The organism is Pseudomonas sp. C7.1, from assembly GCF_056312395.1.
In genome coordinates this window covers 302,354-319,588 of sequence record NZ_JBWDTL010000003.1, presented here as the reverse complement: position 1 = coordinate 319,588, position 17,235 = coordinate 302,354, and the positions used below count along the sequence as shown (strand labels likewise).

Here is a 17,235-nt window from a genome sequence, read left to right as displayed (position 1 = left end):
TACCCCAAAGTGTTGCGGGGTTTTCCCACCCAGCGCGAGGTAACGCGTTGCGGGTGTAACAGGTCGGCGCGGGTATGCGCCTCATGTCTACTGAGCTAAAGCCTGCTTGCGGCGGACTCCACTACAGCGAGCGTGGAATTGTTCGGATTCGGCGCGACCAAGTCAAGTAATCCGTGATTGAATCTGCAATCTTCTGCTGTGACGCAGCGCAGGATGACGATTCGAACATTTTGGTTATAGTAGTCAACAGGCACCGCAGCTCAATATAAGGAAACCGCATGCGCCGCATGATGATCACCAGCAGCTTGCTGCTCGCCATGAGCGCCACCGCCATGGCCAGCCAGGTTTACAAGTGGGTCGACGCCCAGGGCGTAACGCACTTCAGCGCACAACCGCCGCAAGGCCAAGAAGCAACCAGCATCAACACCGCAACACCGCCGCCAAAGCCTGCGGTTGCAGAGGAGAAGAAAGCCACGCCAACCTTCGAAAGCATCGCCGACCCCGAGCAGGCGGCCATCAATGAAAAGGTCAAGCAGGAGGTTGCCGCCAAAGAAGTGGAGCGTAAGAAGTACTGCGAAGATGTGCGCACTAACCTTGCACAATTGCAGAACAACCCGCGCGTACGCATAGAAGTAGACGGCGAAGTACGTCGCCTAAGCGAAGAAGATCGCCAGAGCCGTATCAGCGAAGCGCAGAAGGCGATTGCCGAAAACTGCAAATAAGCGAGCTGGCGCGGCTCAGGCCGCGCCAACAATCAGCTGATCGAATTCACCCAACAGCCTGATCAGTTCTCTCGCCTTCTTGGCCTGGCCGCCATACATCTGCTCGGCCATCGGCTGAATCCCAGAAACACTGGGCAGCGCCGCCCCAGTTTCCAGCATCTGTTTCATCCTCGGTAGGAATATCCACTGCAGCCACTGCTCGAACGCCAGCGTATCGACACAGAACGGCTGCTGGCTGGATAGCGCCTGCGCACTGGGCGCCTGCACATCCCACCAGCCCAGCACACGCAATTCACGCTCGATCAGCAGTAACTGCTCTGCCACGGCAAGCACACGTGCATCCATCAGAGACTGACTCGCGCCTGCTCACGGGCCTGGGCAGCACCCGCAGCATCACCCTGACGCTCACGAGCCTGTGCAATCAGATTCCACAGACTGGCCTGCAAAGCCGGACGACCACTGGCATAGCTCAAACCACGACGGGCAAATTGTTCGGCCTGGGCCGCATCGCCCTGAGCCAAACGCACTTCGGCAAGCTTATAGAGCACCTGCGGTTCACGCGGTGCAATACGCTGAGCGCGCTCCAGACTGGAGGCAGCGCCATTTAGATCGCCACCGCCCTGCTGCTGCTGAGCCGTAGTCAACAAAGCCAGAACCGGACCATCCAGCTGCTCATCCATGGCCAAACCACCACTTGGAATGCCGCTGGGTGCTGGTGCGACATAGCCGCCTTGCGGCGTAGCACTCCATGGTGGGGTGGTGGTGCCAATATCCAGCGGCGCATTGCTTGCTGGGAACGACTGAATCGGCGCAGAACTACCGCCACCGCCCGGCACCATCACCACCACGCCAGAGTCTTCCGGCAGGGCCTGAGGCTGTGTGACTGGAGCACCATAACCGCCTGGCGTACCCGACTGTGCGCCGGCGACCGCGCTGCCGCCTTCAACGACCGGAATCGAACCGCGCGGCACACTGCTGCAACCAGCCAATATCAACGAAGCCGTTACAGCGGGAATTAACCATTTATTCACGTCACACCCTCATTTACTTAATCCAACCAGCCGCGTACCCAATCCATCACTTCGTTGACCGGAGCCTGAATACCACAGGCCGGCCCAGCCGCAGGTTGGCTGCCGCGAATATACGGCATCTGTACTGCATTCGGACAACTCGGGTCAGTGCCCTGACCGCTATTGGCATCGACCCAGGCCTGCACAATGTTATCCGGCACCGGCATATCCAGCGGCAGCGGATCGGCCTTGCGCATAAAGTCCGTCCATACCTGCAATGCGCCAGTCGCGCCCGTTAGCGGGGTTGGGCCGTTGTCATCACGGCCCAACCAGACCACCGCCAGGACATCCTGACCGAAACCGGCAAACCAACTGTCGCGCGAATCGTTACTGGTACCCGTCTTGCCGGCCAGAGCCAGGGAGCGTGGCAGCTGGCTGTAGACCGAGCGCCCTGTGCCTTCAGACATTGTGCGCTGCATGGCGTTCTGCAGCAGGTAGATAGCGCCGCTGTCGAAGCGTTGCTGAATCTGGTAGGGGTAGCGCTTGAGCGGCTCACCCTCAGCCGTCAGCACGTTGCGAATACCGCGCAAGGGCGTGTTGAAGCCGCCATTGGCCAGGGTCTGGTACATATTCGCCACGCTCATCGGGCTTAACCCACCCGCGCCCAAAAGCATCGACGGATACGCAGGCCAATCCTGCTCGACACCCAATCGTTTCAGGGTCTTGAGCACCTCAGGCACGCCGAGCTCCAGGCCGAGCTTGGCGCTAGACAGGTTGTAGGAGTTGACTAGGCCTTGATACAGATAAACCGTGCCATGGGCCTTGCGGTCGTAGTTCTGCGGGCTCCACACCTGACCGTCCTGACCCTTGAGAGAGAATGGCTGATCTTCGAGCAGGCTGGTCAGGGTGTACTGGCTTGGCCGCTCCAAGGCCGCCAGGTAGATCGCCGGCTTGATCAGTGAGCCAATCGGCCGCACCGCATCCAGCGCGCGATTGAAGCCGGCAAAACGCGGCTGGCGGCTACCAATCATGGCCTGTACCTCACCATTTTCCGGACTGGTCACCACCATCCCTGCCTCGACCTGATCAACCCCTTTGCGCCCGGACAGACGTTTCAGGGTGTCGGCCAAGGCACTTTCGGCTTTGAGCTGCATGATCGGATCGAAGCTGGTGAAGATACGCAAGCCTTCTTCGGTCAGGTCCTGCTCCTGGTAATCCTCCCGCAGCTGGCGCTTGACCAGATCAAGGAAGGCTGGGAACGAACTGTCCGCCAAGGTGCCGCGCTGGGTAATGCCCAAGGTTTTTTGCTTCGCTGCCTCCACTTCTTCGGCGCTGGCCACACCCTGAGCAGCCAACACATCAAGCACCAAATTGCGCCGCTCCAGCGCACGCTCAGGGTTACGCCGTGGGTTGTAGTAAGTCGGCCCCTTGACCATGCCCACCAACAGCGCCACCTGATCAAGCTTCAACTCGGACAGTGGCTGACTGAAAAAATACTGGCTGGCCAGACCAAAGCCGTGCACCGCACGCTGTCCGTCTTGCCCCAGGAACACTTCATTGAGGTAGGCCTCAAGAATGTCCTTCTTCTCGTAATGCAGCTCCAGCAACACCGCCATCATGGCCTCGGTTGCTTTGCGAACCAAGGTGCGCTCGTTGGTTAGGTAGAAGTTTTTCACCAACTGCTGAGTCAAGGTGCTGCCGCCCTGGCGCAACTGCCCTGCGGTAGCGTTGATCCACACCGCACGGGCAATGCCTTTGGGTGACACGCCGAAGTGGTTAAAGAACTCGCGATCCTCAATCGCCACCAGGGTTTCCACCAGATAAGGCGGCACCTGCTCCAGTTTGATCAGCAGGCGGTCTTCCTGATGCGCCGGGTACAAACCGCCAATCAGCAACGGTTCAAGCCGCGCCACTGCCAGATTGCTGCCACCGGCTTGAGTCAGCCCAGCCACGTAATCACCGGAGAAGCGCACACGCACGCGCTGCGATGGCTCAACACTTTCGTAGAACTGAAACCCGCGCGAATGCAGCTCGATGTTATTGCCCGCCACCGACACGCCGCCGGGGCCGGCCACTGCTTTCTCGCGGCGATAGCCCAGGGCATCCAGTTCCTTGAGGAAATCTTCCTTGGCCAGTTTCTGTCCAACGAACAGCTCCAGCGGCCTGGCATAGACCTTGGCCGGCACAGTCCAGCGCTTGCCAGAGAACTTCTCCTGCACCACAGCATCAAGGTAAACCGCAAACACGGCGAACACCACCAAACCAACCAGACCGAGCTTGATAGCCCAGCCCAACCAGGGGCGCATACCGCCGGAACGGCGTTTAGAACGGGGACGGGAAGATCGGGTACGAGTCATGGCGCGGCATTATACGCACTTTGCCCGCTTGCCAGCAGGCCAGCGCTACGGTTTGCAGACTGGCGCTGGGCGGCCATAATGGCCGCCTCTTAATTCAGCACAACGCCAAGGATCGCCCGTGAGCCAAGCTCTGATCGCCGCACTGCAGAACCCGGCCCTCTACCCCCACCCCGTGGAGCAGTTCCAGGTCATCGAAACCCATATTTCCTGGGTGGTACTCACTGGCCCCTTCGCCTACAAGCTGAAAAAACCAGTGAACTTCGGCTTTCTCGACTTCACCGAACTGAGCGCCCGCGAGCACTTCTGCAAGGAAGAACTGCGCCTCAACCAGCGCCTAACCCAGGGACTTTACCTGGAAGTGCTGCCGATCAGCGGCAGCATCGATGCCCCGCAGCTCGACGGCAGCGGTCCGGCCATCGAATACGCGCTGAAAATGCGCCAGTTCCCGCAAAGCCAGCTGCTCAGCGAAGTACAGGCGCGCGGCGAACTGAGCGAGGCGCATATCGATGCCCTGGCCAAACAGATTGCCGACTTCCACGCCGCGACCCCAGCGGTCGCGGCCAGCCATGCGCTGTGCACGCCTGAAGCGATCGTCGCGCCGATGCGGCAGAACTTCGAACAGATCCGTCCAATGCTCAATGACGCGGCCGACCTGCAGCAGCTGGAAGCCCTGCAAGCCTGGACCGAAGCCAACTGCGCGCGCCTTGAGCCGCTGCTGGCCACACGCGCGGCCAATGGCTCAATCCGCGAGTGCCACGGCGATATTCACTTGGGCAACGCCACCCTGCTGGACGACCAGGTGGTGCTGTTCGACTGCATCGAGTTCAACGAGCCGTTCCGTCTGATCGATATCGCCTCAGACGCCGCCTTCCTCGCCATGGACCTGGAAGACCGTGGCCTCAAGGCCCACGCCTGGCGCTTCGTCAATGCCTGGCTGGAGCACACCGGTGATTACGCAGCCCTGGAATTGCTGAACTTCTACAAAGCCTACCGCGCCCTGGTGCGCGCCAAGGTTGCGCTGTTCAGCCTGGCCCATCAGACCGATGCCGTGCAAAAAGCCGTGACCCTGCGCCAATACCGCAACTACGCCAACCTAGCGGAAAGCTACAGCGCCATCCCCTCCAACTTCCTGGCCATTACCCACGGCGTTTCAGCTGTAGGCAAAAGCCATGTGGCCATGCGTCTGGTCGAAGCACTGGGCGCTATTCGCCTGCGCTCGGATGTAGAGCGTAAGCGCCTGTTTGGCGAGCAAAAGGATACCGACCTCGGCAAACTTAGCGCAGGTATCTACACCCAGGACGCCAGCGCCGCCACTTACCAGCGCCTGCACCAGCTCGCCGAAGCGGCCCTGCATGCCGGCTTTCCGGTAGTCATAGACGCCACTTACCTCAAGCAGGCACAACGCGAAGCGGCCAGCCAGGTGGCCGAAGCCTGCGGTGCGCCCTTCCTGATTTTGGAATGCAGCGCCCCGGACGAAGTGATCGCCAGTTGGCTGGAACAGCGCCAGGCTGCTGGCAGCGACCCGTCCGACGCCACCATGGATGTCGTACACGCCCAGCAAGCCAGCCGCGAAGCGCTGAGTGACGATGAGTTGCTGCACAGCAAGCGTGTAGACACCCACGAAAGCGCCAGCCTCGACACCCTGATCGCACGCATTCGTCAGCGCCTACCTGGCCTGAACAAGTAACCGGGCAATAAGAGTTGCGGCGCGAGCAGAGCGCGCCGCGGCTTCTATACTGGCGGGGAGTTCATAAGGAGATGCCCCATGAGCCAGCCCCGACAACTGGATAGCCCGCTGTATATCCTGATTCGCAACGAACAAATCCCCGCTTTCAACGCACAAAAGCCCAAAGACACAGTCGTCGACCTGAGCGACGGTGATTTTCGCGGGATTGATCTGCGCGACCTGGATGCCCAAGGCATCAACTTCACCAACGCCTACTTTCGCGGTACCGACCTACGCGGCCTTGACCTGCGCAACGCCCAACTCGAAGGTGCCAGCCTGGCTCACGCGCAGATTTCCGGGGCCTACTTTCCGGTCGAGCTGACGGCTGACGAGATTCTTATGTCAGTGAATTTCGGCACCCGCCTGCGCTACAACACCCGTTGAGCCCCCTTGAATCACGCCGACGTCAGCACGCGATTATCAGGCGCCAGAGCCGACGCTGGCGGTGTGTTCTGCGCCAGACCCGAGGTGATGCCAAACAGCCACGTTTTGTCCGCTGGCCGCTACACTTTCTGGCAGGCACGCCAAACTGACTCCATCCGCACGACTGCCCAGCAGCGCAAGGAGGCTTGATGAACGATGAGTTGCAACACCTGAAGAACCTCGGCAAAACCTCGGCCCAGTGGTTACACGCAGTCGGCATTCACAGCGCCAATGACCTGCGCCGGCTGGGTGCGGTGGGCGCTTATCGAGCGGTACGCGCGCGCGGCTTCAGGGCATCCAAGGTGCTGCTGTATGCAATTGAAGGCGCGCTGTTGGACGTGCACTGGAACGAACTGCCACCCGGGCATAAAGCCGAATTGAATGGCCAGCTCGATGAAAGTTCACCCCACAACAAGAGCTAGCTCACAACCTATCAGGCTTTTGATTTACCTGAAGCGCGCTGGCAACTATTGTTTTAGGGACGTTCGTGCGGTTTAGTATGCCCAGCCAGTTCAAGGAAATTCGCTCATGTATTTACTCGGGGAGCAACCGGCTTACGCCGATCAGCTGATCAACCGACTACAAAGCATCCCCACTCAATTGCTCGATGGGCTTGCACCTGCTGGATCGCCACTACAGCTTGAACGTGCGGAAGACCTGGCCAAGATACTGCCGGGCAATCAGCTATTCATCATTGAAAATGGCCTGCTGCATGCCGTGGTCGACGAACGTCCGCTGTTCTATCTGCAGGAAGGCGACCTGGTTGGCCTGCGCCAGGGCCTGGACATGCCCAGTTGCCGCTACAGCAGCGAAGAGCAACTGAGCTTGATCCCCTACTCGCGCAGCGACGTGTTCAAGCACATCTATGCCAGCGAAGAGCGTCAGGAATTGTTTATCCAGTACCTGATCGGCCATACCGCCCTGCTGTCCGACGCCCTGGCGCGCCTGAAACAACCGGAAATTCGCCCCTCCACCGGCTTCCAGCATTTTGCCGCAGGTGAAGAGCTGATCCATCAAGGCGATGTGGCCGACAACGTCTTTATCATTATCGAAGGCCACGCTGAGGCCTACGTCGATGGGCATAAAGTCGGGGATGTACAAAAGGACGAAATTTTCGGCGCCATGGCCGTGTTCACCCGCGAGAAGCGTAGCGCCACCGTATTGGCCAGCGAGTCGTGTACGGTCATGGTGATACCCAAAGAGCAATTTCTCAGCCTGATGCAGAGCAACCCCCGGATTGCCCACAGCCTGATCGAGAATATGGCCAAACGCATCGATCTGCTAAACAAGGAAGTCACCCAGCTGCGCCTGCCGGGCGAAGTGCCCTGAACCCCGCTTGCGACTTCAGCAACCCGACCTCGCGTCGGGTTGCTTTTTTATAGCCGGACAGTTTTTGGCCGGCAGATAAAAAAGTTAGCTTGGGAGTGTTGACATAGAAATGAGAATTGTTATTATTATCACAACTGGTCGCGAGATCAGCCGATAAGCTTAAGAGACCTTCAGTCGGCCTCTTCAGATTATCTCCTCATCAGGCTAATCACGGTTATTGACCCGGCTCTTGCCGGGTCTTTTTTTGTCTGTCGAAAAGTACGTTTAGCAACCGTTAGAAATCAACCTGCGCCAGCCACTCCGGCAGATTGAAGTGCTGGCTTACCCGGCAGATCTTGCCGTCGCGAATCTCGAAGAAGCTTGCCGCAGTCAGTTGATAGCTCTGGCCACAGGCGTCTGGCAACCCGTCGTCGGTGCTCAGGTACTCGCCGTTCAGGGTGAATTCACAAGCGGCACGCTGCCCGCTCGGCTCCGTGAGTATATGCAGGTTATCAATGCTTTCGCGGTAGCAGCGCTGGGTGCGCTCCAGGTAGTCGGCAAAGGCCTGCAAGCCCTGCTCGCGCGGCCCCTGGTTGATGTCCAGCAGCACATCGACGCTGAGCAGGGCCAGGCAGGCGCGGCTGTCGCGTTCGTTGAGGGCATTGAAGTAGCGGGTAAGCAAGGCATGGGCAGCGGCTGGCATCGGCGGTCTCCGGTGAAAACCGCAGATTACCTGCTCAGCCGCAGGCAAATCGGGCTAGGGTCGCAGTTTTGCGCAGTGGTCCTGCTCAGGTTGCGCAGGGGTGTACCAGACGTAATCAGCCGACTCGGCGGCAATCTGGCTGCCAACCTCCGCCAGAATTAACACCTGCACACCTTTAGCTGCGCCTAAATCCTGCAGATGCAGCGGCACGCCCAGCTCGCGGCGCACATGGAACACACCGGCAAACAATAGGCTCGGTTCAGGCGCGGCCAGTAGGGCTTCGGCCATGCGCCGATCCCGCTGTTGCTGCACGGCAAGCATGGCGGGCAACTGACTTTCCGGCAGCAGGTTGCAGTGCGACTGACGAATCTGTTCAAACAACGCCTCACGCACTGATTGAGCCGTGGAAGCCTGCCCTTGCAACTGCGGCACCTGAGCATAGATTTGCATGATTTCACGGCGTTCGAGATTGGCGGCCAGCAGCGGATACGGCTGACGCAAAGCATGCTGCACCAGCGGTCCGTACAGCGACCAGGCCCAGCCCGGCTGCCAGGCCAGGGCACTCAGGATGTCCTGCGGCGCCTGCCCGGCCGCGATGGCCGCGCGCGCCTGATCGATCTTGATCTGCTGATCCGGTGTCAGCATTTCCAGCAGCAGGCTACCCTGCGGCCGCTGCGCTGCCAGCGCGCGCAACAGCCAGAGCTGCAGCGCGTGGTGATCGGGATTGTCATGCCGCTCGCCCACCAGCACTTTGGGCGCAGCGGCCAAGCGCTCAAGCAACTGCTCAGACGTCATCCGAGCACCAGTGCGCAACTCGACAATCTGCCCCAGCTCAGGATGCTGCAAACCTTCCGGGCTCTGCCAGGCGGGTAAAGCCGGTAACGAGGCCTGGCAAGCGCTCAACAGCGCAGAGACCAGCAGTAAGGCAATACGCATAAACATGACCCTAACGAGCGACAATTAAAGGATGACCCCGTTCCGGATGCTGTTGTATCAGCACCTCCAGCCCGAATACAGCCTGCAGCGGCTCGGCACGCAAGACTTCCTCTGGGCTACCGAGTGCATGGGGTCGACCGCCATTGAGCAGCAACAAGCGGTCGCAGTAACGCGCGGCCAGGTTAAGGTCGTGAAGAATCACCAGCACCGCTGCGCCCTGCTCGACAAAGGCGCGGGTGGCCTGCAATGTGGTGTGCTGATGCAGCGGATCAAGCATCGAAGTGGGTTCATCGAGCAGCAGCATCTGCCCTTCACCGCCCGGCCACAGCTGCGCCAGCACCCGCGCCAGGTGCACGCGCTGACGCTCGCCGCCAGATAACGCCAGGTAACTGCGCCCAGCTAGGTGCAAGGCATCGGCCGCCTCCAGCGCCTGCTTGATAATCTGCGCATCACGCACGCGGCCGCTGGCGTGAGGTAGACGACCCATGCCGACCACTTCTTCCACGCGAAAGGCAAAGTTCAGCGTCGAGGTCTGCGGCAATACCGCCAGGCGTTGCGCACGCTCGCTGCCGGGCCAGTCCTGCAACCGCCGCTGATCCAGCCAGACATCGCCGTGACTCGGTTGCAGTTCACCACACAAGGCGCCGAGCAAGGTGCTTTTGCCGGCGCCATTGGGCCCCAGCACGCCAAGCACTTCGCCGGGGCGCAACTCCAGGTTGATATCCGCCAACACCGTGCATGGGCCGCGCTGTACCGCCAGATTTTCCGCGCGCAACATCAGGTACGCCCCCGCAGCAACAGATAAAGGAAGAACGGCGCGCCAATCAGCGCCGTGACAATACCAATCGGCAATTCCGCCGGGGCCAGCACCAACCGCGCCGCCAGATCGGCCAGCAGCAACAGGCTGGCACCCGCCAGGGCCGAGGCCGGCAACAGCACGCGATGATCCGGCCCCACCAGCAGACGCACCAGATGCGGCACCACCAGGCCGATAAAGCCGATCATCCCCGCTGCCGCCACGGCTGCTCCCACACCAAGGGCGGTACAGAACACCAGCTCGGCCTTGACCCGCTCCACAGCAAAGCCCAGGTGACGCGCCTCGGATTCGCCGAGCAGCAAGGCATTCAACGCCTTGGCCCGCCGTGGCAACCACAGCGCCACCAGCGCGGTCACCAGCAGCAACGGCCATAGGCGTGCGTAACTGGCGCCGTTGAGGCTGCCCAGGTTCCAGAAGGTCAGGGTGCGCAAGGTGGCGTCATCGGCCAGATAGGTGAACAGACCGATGGCCGCGCCGGCCAGTGCGGTCAACGCAATACCGGCCAAGAGCATAGTCGCCACATTGGTTTCACCGTCTCGCCGGCCCAGGCGATAGACCAGCGCAGTCACCCCAAGGCCACCGATAAAGGCGAACAACGACAACAGATAAGGTGCGAAGGCCTCCGGCAGGCCGCCCAGCATAGCCCCGCCAACAATCGCAATCGACGCACCGAGGGCCGCGCCGCTGGATACGCCGATCAGGCCTGGGTCAGCCAGCGGGTTGCGAAACAGCCCCTGCATCGCCACCCCGCACAGCGCCAGCACCGCGCCGACCAGCAGGCCGAGCAAGGTGCGCGGCAGACGGATCTGCCCGAGTATCAGTTCGGCCTGGGCCAAATCATCACCCGGTTGCGCCAGGCCCAACAGGCGCAGCGCCGCTTTGAGGGTGTCCAGCAGCGGCAGGCTGACCGGCCCCAGCGCCAGGGATAACCAGAGCGCGAGCGCCAGCAACAGGCCCAGCGCGATAAACAGTGAGCGCGGTCGAATAACAGGATTCATGGCGTGGGCTTAGCTTCGGCGACCAGAGGTTGGCTGGCAGGATAAAAGGCTGCGGACAAGGCCGCCAGCCCATCCGGCAAACGCGGGCCGAGACCGCCGACCAGTAGCGTCGGGTCGAGCATCAACAAACGCTGGTTACGCGCCGCGCGGGTCGCTGCCAGCGCTGGGTTCTGCTGCAACAGCGCCTCACGCGCAGCAGCACCGGACAGGCTGCGATCTGCAATGATCACCACTTCTGGATCAAGCGCCAGCAAGGCCTCGGTGGACAGTGCCTTGAAACCACTATGGCTGGCCAGGTTGCGCCCACCGGCGCGCTCGATCAGCCAGTCGGCCGAGGTGTCCTTACCGCCCGCCATCGGGCTGCCGCCGGCATGCCCGAGCAACAGCAGCACACCCGGCGCCGCCTGCTGACGCTGTGCAGTCACCAGCCAGTCGGCCTGCTGCTGCAAGCGCTGCTGATAGGCCGCGAAGGCCTGATCAGCTCGTTGCGGCTCACCTAACAAAGTGCCGATGCGCTGCAAGCTGGCTTGCAGGCTGGTCAGATCCGCTTTGGACGAGAGCATTTCCACCCGCACACCGGCGCCACGCAACTGCGCCAGCACCGGCGGTGGCCCCATCTCTTCACTGCCGATCAGCATATCCGGGCGTAGGGTCAGCATGCCCTCGGCCGCCAACTGGCGCTGATAACCGATGCTCGGCAGCGCACGCAGCGATTCTGGATGCTGACTGGTGCTGTCCACGCCCACCAAGCGACTTTCGCCGCCCAGCGCCACCACCCACTCACTGAGCGAGCCGCCGGAACTGATCCAGCGTTGCGGCAACGGCTCGGCGGACATCGCCGAAGAACAAACCCAAAAGCCCGCACACAGGGCGAGCAGAGTGTTAAGGCGTTTCATGATTGGCCTCTAAAAGAATGCGACTGTCCTGAATGCCCTGCTGTTGCAGCAGCGCCATCAGGTCGAGAAATGCCGACAGCGGCGCCTGACGATCCAGCGCCAAATCCAGGCTCGCAGTGTTGTCGGCGGCAAAGGCTGCAGTCAGCTCAGTGCGCAGTGCGCTGAAATCCGCCTGCGGGGCGCCGTTAAAGTGCCAATCCCCTTCGGCAGACAGCTGTATTTGCATGCGCTCGCCACTGCCGGCACTCGCTGTGGGCAGCGCCTCACGGCTCTGCGGCAACTGCAAGGGCAGCTCCAGCAGCGGGGTTTGCGCGGTCAGCAGAAAGAACACCAGCACGATAAAGATCACATCAAGCAGCGGCGTCAGATCGGGCAGCAGGTTGCCCTGGGAGCTGCTGGCGGCAGGCAGACGAATCACGACAATACCCACTGCGCGGCCGGCTGATGACCCGGCAGTTCCAGCTCCAGGCCGTCCAATGCCAACTGACAACGATTGAGCAACGCCTGCACGCCTTCCAGGTAACGCTCGGCCCACAAGGCAAAGCCCTGCCCCGCCGCCAGTGCCGGAATGGCGATCAGCAAGCCCCACACCGTGGTGTACAGCGCTTGCCACAGGCCATCGGCGAGCAGCGCCGGGGTCACCGGGCTGTTCTGCCCGGCGATAGTGGCAAACATTTCCAGCATGCCCAGCACCGTGCCGAGCAAGCCGAGCATGGGCGCCAGCATGCCGATCAGCTGCAGCAGGCGCAGTTGACGATTGAGGCGCTGGCGCTCCTCCAGCAGCCAGCAACCGAGCAATTCCTCACGCTGCACGGCCGGTAAAGCGCTGTGCTTGAGCAACAACGCCAAGCCATAACGCCACCCGCGCGCGCGGCCTTTACAGTGCTCACGCTCACAGGTACGGCAAGCGCTGACGGCCGCCCGCCCGGCGGCAGTGCTCAGCGGCTGTAACCGCAGAAATACGCTAAGGCGCTCCAGGATCAGCGCCAGCGCCAGCAGCGAACACAATGCCAACGGCCAGCCCAGCGGCCCCATCGCACTCCACCACTGGCTCATCTCAGCACTCCAGCGCTGGCGCGCTTTCGGCCAGGGCACGCCAGTCTTCACGCTCGGGGATGCCCGGCTTGCGCGCACCGAACAGCTGCACCACCAGCTCGCCATTGGCATCGAAGGCTTCCCAACTGGTAATCACGCCATCAGTGCTGGGCTTGCGCACCCGCCACAGCTCGGTCACGCCAGTGGTCTGCAGATGCAGATTGAACTCGGGGTCGAGCACGTTGAACCAGCTATCCATCCAGCGCAGATTGCGTACCGGGCCGGAGTGAATCTGGATGCAGTGGCGGTTGCCGACAAACACCATGATCGGCACTTCACGCGCACCGGCCTGCTCCAGCAGTTTCGGCAGCTCGCGCACATCCACTGGTTCGGCCCATTCGCGGCCGGCCAGGCGCAGTGCCTGGGTGCGTGTAGTACCGTGCTTTTTCAGCAGGGCGAAGAAGTGGTGAGTGTCCTTGAGGGTCGACCAGCCCACGCGCAGGGCATTCACATCCACCTGGGCATCGGCTTGCGTCGGCTGCGCCTGGGGCAGCGGTAACAGCTCCAACTCAACGCTCTGCTCAACCATACGCAAACGCTCCAGCAGAGGTGCCCAGGCGCTTAGTTGGCTGTCTTCGGTAAGGAATACCTTGTGCACCGCAGTGCCCTGGCGGTCGAACACCTGAATGCTGCGCTGGGTGCCTTTGCCAGTCTGCTCTTCAATGGCAAACACACTGGCCCAGCCGCCGAGGAACAGGCGCAGGTCGATATCGGCAGACACCACCAGCCCCATCTGCCCATTGCCGGTCACCGTTACCTCGCGGTAATAGCCCTTGCGCTCGTGGACGCAATGCTCGTTGCGGGTCAGCGCCATGACATAACCCAGTTCGCCGAGTGCCGGCAGTAACTGCGCCCAATCTGGCTGCAGGCGCACAGCATCGACATCAAGACGACTGGCCACCAGTTCGGCCTCACTGACGGCCAGACGCTCGGCGGCATCGCGGGCGCGCAGGCGTGGCTGCTCGCTGCGTAGCACCTGCCAGGCCAGATACAGATCATTAGTGGTCGCGACAGGCTGGGCGTGTGTACTCATGGAAAACTCCTCACTGGTTAATCAACGGCTCGCCGTCAAAGCGAACTGAATAGGGATCTGTACACGGCTAGGCACGGCCTGGCCGCCTGTTCTTTCAGGGTTAAAACGCCACTTGGCAACAGCCTCCAGGGCAGCGCGATCAAGGCTGTCAACGCCCGAGGAGCGCAGCACATTCAGGCTGCGCTGCTGGCCGCGCGCATCCAGGCGCACCTCGACCAGCACCACACCCTGCTGATTACGCCGCCGCGCCTGAGACGGGTAATTAGGCTGGCGTGGCGGCTCACGAAAGCTCGGTTTCGTGCTGAGCACTTCAGCGGCCGGCTGCACGGCAACCGGTTTGGCGGGCGCGGTCGGGGCTGACGCAACCACCGCTGCAGGCGGGCTTATTGCATTGGCTGGCAGTGCTGGTGCGGGCTGGCTTTGAGTTGGCTGTGCAACCACCGCAGGCTTTGCCTTGGCCACTGGCGGCTGCGCGACAGGCTTAGGTGCTGGCGCCTTTCTAGGGGCTACCACCTGGCGTTGCGGTTGCGGTTGCGGTTGCGGTTGCGGTTGCGGTTGCTCAGGCAGTTTGACCGGCGCCGGCTCGGCCTGTTGCAGCACGGCAGCCAGGCGTAATACCTGGGGCGCTTCACGGGTTTGCGTCGCACTCAATGCAGGCAATTGCGCCCCGCCATGCAGCAGCCAACCGGCGGCATGCAGCCCCAGCGACAGCAGCAGAAACAGCGACAAACGCAACATGCAATTACCCAGTCAAATCGAATTAAATCTATTTGATAATTATTTGCATTAGCGTGTCAATGTCGTTTAGCTTTGCCGCCGATGCCAACCCGGTGGCCAGAGAAGCCACCTGAACGACCCTGGAGTCCCCATGCACAGAAGTCCTCCATTCGCCCGCCGCCCCTGGCTTGCCCTGCTGCTCCTGAGCCCATCGCTGGCCCTTGGCGCAGAGAAAGCGCCAAACCAGTTCGACACGGTGACCGTCACGGCTACCCGTACCGAGCAAACCCTTGATCAGGTGCCCAGCACCGTCTCGGTACACAGCGAGCGCGATATCGATCAAAAAGCCATGAAGAACATCAAGGACCTGGTGCGCCATGAACCTGGCGTTTCAGTTAGCGGCAGCGGTAGCCGTTTCGGCCTGTCCGGCTTCAGCATCCGTGGCATCGGGGGTAATCGGGTGCTCACCCAGGTGGACGGCGTTGGGGTATCCGACGCCTTCAGCTTCGGCCCATTTCAGAGTGCCCAGCGCAACTACGTCGACCTCGACACCATCAGGCAAGTGGAGATCATTCGCGGCCCGGCCAGCTCGCTGTACGGCAGCAACGCCATCGGCGGCGCGGTGAGTTTTCTGACCAAGGAGGCACGCGACTATCTCGATGAAGGCAACGACGCCTACGCGCGCCTCAAGACCGGCTACGACGGCAGTGATGACAGCTGGCAACGCAGCGCCACCTTTGCCGCCCGACTCGGCCAGGTGGATGGCCTACTTAACCTGGGTCGGCGTAGCGGCCAGGCAATAGACAGCTATGGCGGTCGCGGCGGCCAGGGCGCAGGGCGCGAGCAGAGCAACCCGCTGGACTTCCAGACCGACAATCTGCTGGCCAAGATCGGCTGGGACTATGCCGACGGCAGTCGCCTGCAACTAGCTTATGAGCGTTACAAGGACAATGCCGACGGCCGCCTGCGCAACGAGGAGAGCGTATTGAGCAGCACGGCCATCGGACCTGTGATGCGCAGCAACAGCCTAATTAGCGATTCCTGGGCCGACGACAGCACTGAGCGTGAGCGCTTTACTCTCAGCCATCAAGTGACCCTAGACAGCCTGATGGCTGACCGCCTGGACTGGCAGCTGAGCCAACAAAGCACCGAAACCCGCCAGCAGACCCTGCAGCAGCGCACAGTCTGGACCTCCATGGGTGCCCCAACTCTGCCGCCGCCACCCGCTGCCACTCTGCGCAAACGTGAGCGCGACTCACGCTACGAAGAAGACCTCTGGGCCTTCAATCTGGCTCTGGGCAAGGACCTGCAGTTTGGCGACTGGAACCATGAGCTGATCTACGGCCTCGACCTCAAGCGCAGCAAGAGCAGCAACCTGCGCCGGGGCAGCGAGGTCAACCGGGTAACCGGCACCGCCTTCGTCAACCCGGAGAACTTCCCCTTAAGTGATTTCCCCGACCCCACCAGTCAACACAGCGCGCTGTTCGTCCAGGACAGTATCGAGATCGGTCGCTGGAGCCTGCTACCGGGCCTGCGTTACGACCACTACAAGATCAAGCCCAAGGCCACCACTGAATATCTCAACGCCAACCGCACCGAGCCCAACCCTCCCAGCTTCAGCGATAGCGCCTGGTCACCGAAATTCGGCGTGACCTACCAGCTGGACTCCGCCCACAGCCTGTTCGGCCAATACGCAGCGGGTTTCCGCGCGCCCGAGGCAGTGGATATCTTCGGTGAGTTCAGCAACCCGGCCCATGGCTATCAGACCATCGCCAACACCAGCCTCAAGCCGGAAACCAGCCAGAGCCTGGAAGCAGGCCTGCGCGGGCAGTACGCCTTGGGCAGCTTTAGCGCCAGCCTGTTCTACAACCGGTATAAGGACTTTATCGAACAGACCACAGTGGCCAGCGACCCACTGCTGACCTTCCAGAGCGTCAACCTGGATCGGGTTGATATCCGCGGCGCCGAACTCAAAGGCGAGCTGTATCTGGATCAGTTGGGCCTACCCAGCGGTACCTACGCCCAGGCCAGCGCCGCCTACGCCCATGGCCAGGACAAAGGTAAGAAGCAGCCACTCAACAGTATCGACCCGCTCAAGGGCGTATTGGGCCTCGGCTATCGCGAACCCAGCGGCCGTTTTGGCGGCGAGCTGAACTGGACCCTAGTAGCCGCCAAAGAGCGCATCGACCGCAGCGAAGCAACCGCAACACGTATCAACGAGCAGTTCCGCAGCTCCGGCTACGGCATCCTCGACCTGAATGCCTGGTGGCAGCTCAATGAGCAGTTCTCAGTCAATGCCGGCCTATACAACCTCACCGACAAGCAGTACTGGCAATGGGGTGATGTACGCGGCCGCGCCAGCGATGATGCGGGCATCAGCCGTTATAGCCAGCCGGGCCGGCATGCGGCGGTCAATCTGGTCTGGGAAATCTGACCGATTAGTATTTTTAGCGCGCCCTTAACGAGCCGCGAAACCGAGTTCCACTTGGCGCAA

Annotated in this window: 18 protein-coding genes; 6 read left to right on the top strand and 12 right to left on the bottom strand. The window is 61.5% G+C overall.

The genetic code is table 11. The features are described from left to right. Positions 1-278 precede the first annotated feature (278 nt). Positions 279-722, top strand: coding sequence for a DUF4124 domain-containing protein (locus AC0T4W_RS04785; RefSeq protein ID WP_476316843.1), 444 nt, complete (start codon positions 279-281; stop codon positions 720-722). Between the two features lie 15 nt (positions 723-737). Here the strand turns inward: AC0T4W_RS04785 and AC0T4W_RS04780 are convergent, their stop codons facing one another. Genes AC0T4W_RS04780 through mrcB form a run of 3 tightly spaced genes read right to left on the bottom strand, consistent with a single transcriptional unit; the run spans position 738 to position 4,089 of the window. Next, positions 738-1,067, bottom strand: a complete 330-nt coding sequence (locus tag AC0T4W_RS04780) for a YqcC family protein (protein ID WP_476316840.1) — start codon at positions 1,065-1,067, stop codon at positions 738-740. Beyond that, entirely contained in the window at positions 1,067-1,753 is a 687-nt protein-coding gene (locus AC0T4W_RS04775) for a tetratricopeptide repeat protein (protein WP_476316837.1), read from the bottom strand. Before AC0T4W_RS04775 ends, AC0T4W_RS04780 begins: the two co-directional genes overlap by 1 nt. Positions 1,754-1,770: 17 nt before the next feature. Further along, positions 1,771-4,089 carry a penicillin-binding protein 1B gene (gene mrcB, locus AC0T4W_RS04770; RefSeq protein WP_476316834.1) on the bottom strand — a complete coding sequence of 773 codons (2,319 nt, stop codon included), beginning with the start codon at positions 4,087-4,089 and terminating at the stop codon, positions 1,771-1,773. Positions 4,090-4,207: 118 nt separating this feature from the next. Between mrcB and AC0T4W_RS04765 the strand changes: the two genes are divergently transcribed. The 4 genes from AC0T4W_RS04765 to AC0T4W_RS04750 all read left to right on the top strand — a co-directional run bounded on the left by AC0T4W_RS04765 (position 4,208) and on the right by AC0T4W_RS04750 (position 7,567). Continuing rightward, positions 4,208-5,776 (top strand): bifunctional aminoglycoside phosphotransferase/ATP-binding protein, encoded by a 1,569-nt coding sequence (locus AC0T4W_RS04765; protein ID WP_476316831.1) that lies wholly within the window; start codon positions 4,208-4,210, stop codon positions 5,774-5,776. A gap of 78 nt (positions 5,777-5,854) precedes the next feature. Further along, on the top strand, positions 5,855-6,199 hold the full coding sequence (locus AC0T4W_RS04760; protein WP_476316828.1) for a pentapeptide repeat-containing protein: 345 nt from the start codon (positions 5,855-5,857) through the stop codon (positions 6,197-6,199). Between the two features lie 188 nt (positions 6,200-6,387). After that, a complete protein-coding gene (locus AC0T4W_RS04755) occupies positions 6,388-6,660 on the top strand; it encodes a TfoX/Sxy family protein (RefSeq protein ID WP_476316825.1) in 273 nt (90 codons plus the stop codon). Between the two features lie 106 nt (positions 6,661-6,766). Then, the gene (locus AC0T4W_RS04750) at positions 6,767-7,567 is read left to right on the top strand and encodes a Crp/Fnr family transcriptional regulator (RefSeq protein WP_476316822.1); all 801 of its coding nucleotides are present in this window, start codon (positions 6,767-6,769) and stop codon (positions 7,565-7,567) included. Positions 7,568-7,841: 274 nt separating this feature from the next. Here AC0T4W_RS04750 and AC0T4W_RS04745 read toward each other — a convergent pair whose 3' ends face one another. The 9 genes from AC0T4W_RS04745 to AC0T4W_RS04705 are packed head-to-tail and all read right to left on the bottom strand — an operon-like array spanning position 7,842 to position 14,762. Then, positions 7,842-8,249, bottom strand: a complete 408-nt coding sequence (locus AC0T4W_RS04745) for a nuclear transport factor 2 family protein (protein ID WP_476316819.1) — start codon at positions 8,247-8,249, stop codon at positions 7,842-7,844. A 54-nt stretch (positions 8,250-8,303) separates the two neighbouring features. Next, the gene (locus AC0T4W_RS04740; RefSeq protein ID WP_476316816.1) at positions 8,304-9,185 is read right to left on the bottom strand and encodes a ChaN family lipoprotein; all 882 of its coding nucleotides are present in this window, start codon (positions 9,183-9,185) and stop codon (positions 8,304-8,306) included. A gap of 10 nt (positions 9,186-9,195) precedes the next feature. Then, positions 9,196-9,963: a heme ABC transporter ATP-binding protein gene (locus AC0T4W_RS04735; protein WP_476316813.1), complete on the bottom strand. Its 768-nt coding sequence runs from the start codon at positions 9,961-9,963 to the stop codon at positions 9,196-9,198. Next, positions 9,963-11,000: a FecCD family ABC transporter permease gene (locus tag AC0T4W_RS04730; RefSeq protein WP_476316810.1), complete on the bottom strand. Its 1,038-nt coding sequence runs from the start codon at positions 10,998-11,000 to the stop codon at positions 9,963-9,965. Before AC0T4W_RS04730 ends, AC0T4W_RS04735 begins: the two co-directional genes overlap by 1 nt. Further along, the gene (locus AC0T4W_RS04725) at positions 10,997-11,836 is read right to left on the bottom strand and encodes a heme/hemin ABC transporter substrate-binding protein (RefSeq protein ID WP_476323461.1); all 840 of its coding nucleotides are present in this window, start codon (positions 11,834-11,836) and stop codon (positions 10,997-10,999) included. Before AC0T4W_RS04725 ends, AC0T4W_RS04730 begins: the two co-directional genes overlap by 4 nt. A 46-nt stretch (positions 11,837-11,882) precedes the next feature. Next, on the bottom strand, positions 11,883-12,314 hold the full coding sequence (locus tag AC0T4W_RS04720) for an ExbD/TolR family protein (protein ID WP_476316807.1): 432 nt from the start codon (positions 12,312-12,314) through the stop codon (positions 11,883-11,885). Further along, positions 12,311-12,952, bottom strand: coding sequence for a MotA/TolQ/ExbB proton channel family protein (locus AC0T4W_RS04715; RefSeq protein ID WP_476316804.1), 642 nt, complete (start codon positions 12,950-12,952; stop codon positions 12,311-12,313). Before AC0T4W_RS04715 ends, AC0T4W_RS04720 begins: the two co-directional genes overlap by 4 nt. A 1-nt stretch (position 12,953) precedes the next feature. Continuing rightward, on the bottom strand, positions 12,954-14,024 hold the full coding sequence (locus AC0T4W_RS04710) for a hemin-degrading factor (RefSeq protein WP_476316801.1): 1,071 nt from the start codon (positions 14,022-14,024) through the stop codon (positions 12,954-12,956). A 21-nt stretch (positions 14,025-14,045) separates the two neighbouring features. Then, the gene (locus AC0T4W_RS04705) at positions 14,046-14,762 is read right to left on the bottom strand and encodes an energy transducer TonB (RefSeq protein ID WP_476316798.1); all 717 of its coding nucleotides are present in this window, start codon (positions 14,760-14,762) and stop codon (positions 14,046-14,048) included. Positions 14,763-14,892: 130 nt separating this feature from the next. Between AC0T4W_RS04705 and AC0T4W_RS04700 the strand changes: the two genes are divergently transcribed. Then, positions 14,893-17,175, top strand: a complete 2,283-nt coding sequence (locus AC0T4W_RS04700; RefSeq protein ID WP_476316796.1) for a TonB-dependent hemoglobin/transferrin/lactoferrin family receptor — start codon at positions 14,893-14,895, stop codon at positions 17,173-17,175. Positions 17,176-17,235: the final 60 nt, after the last annotated feature.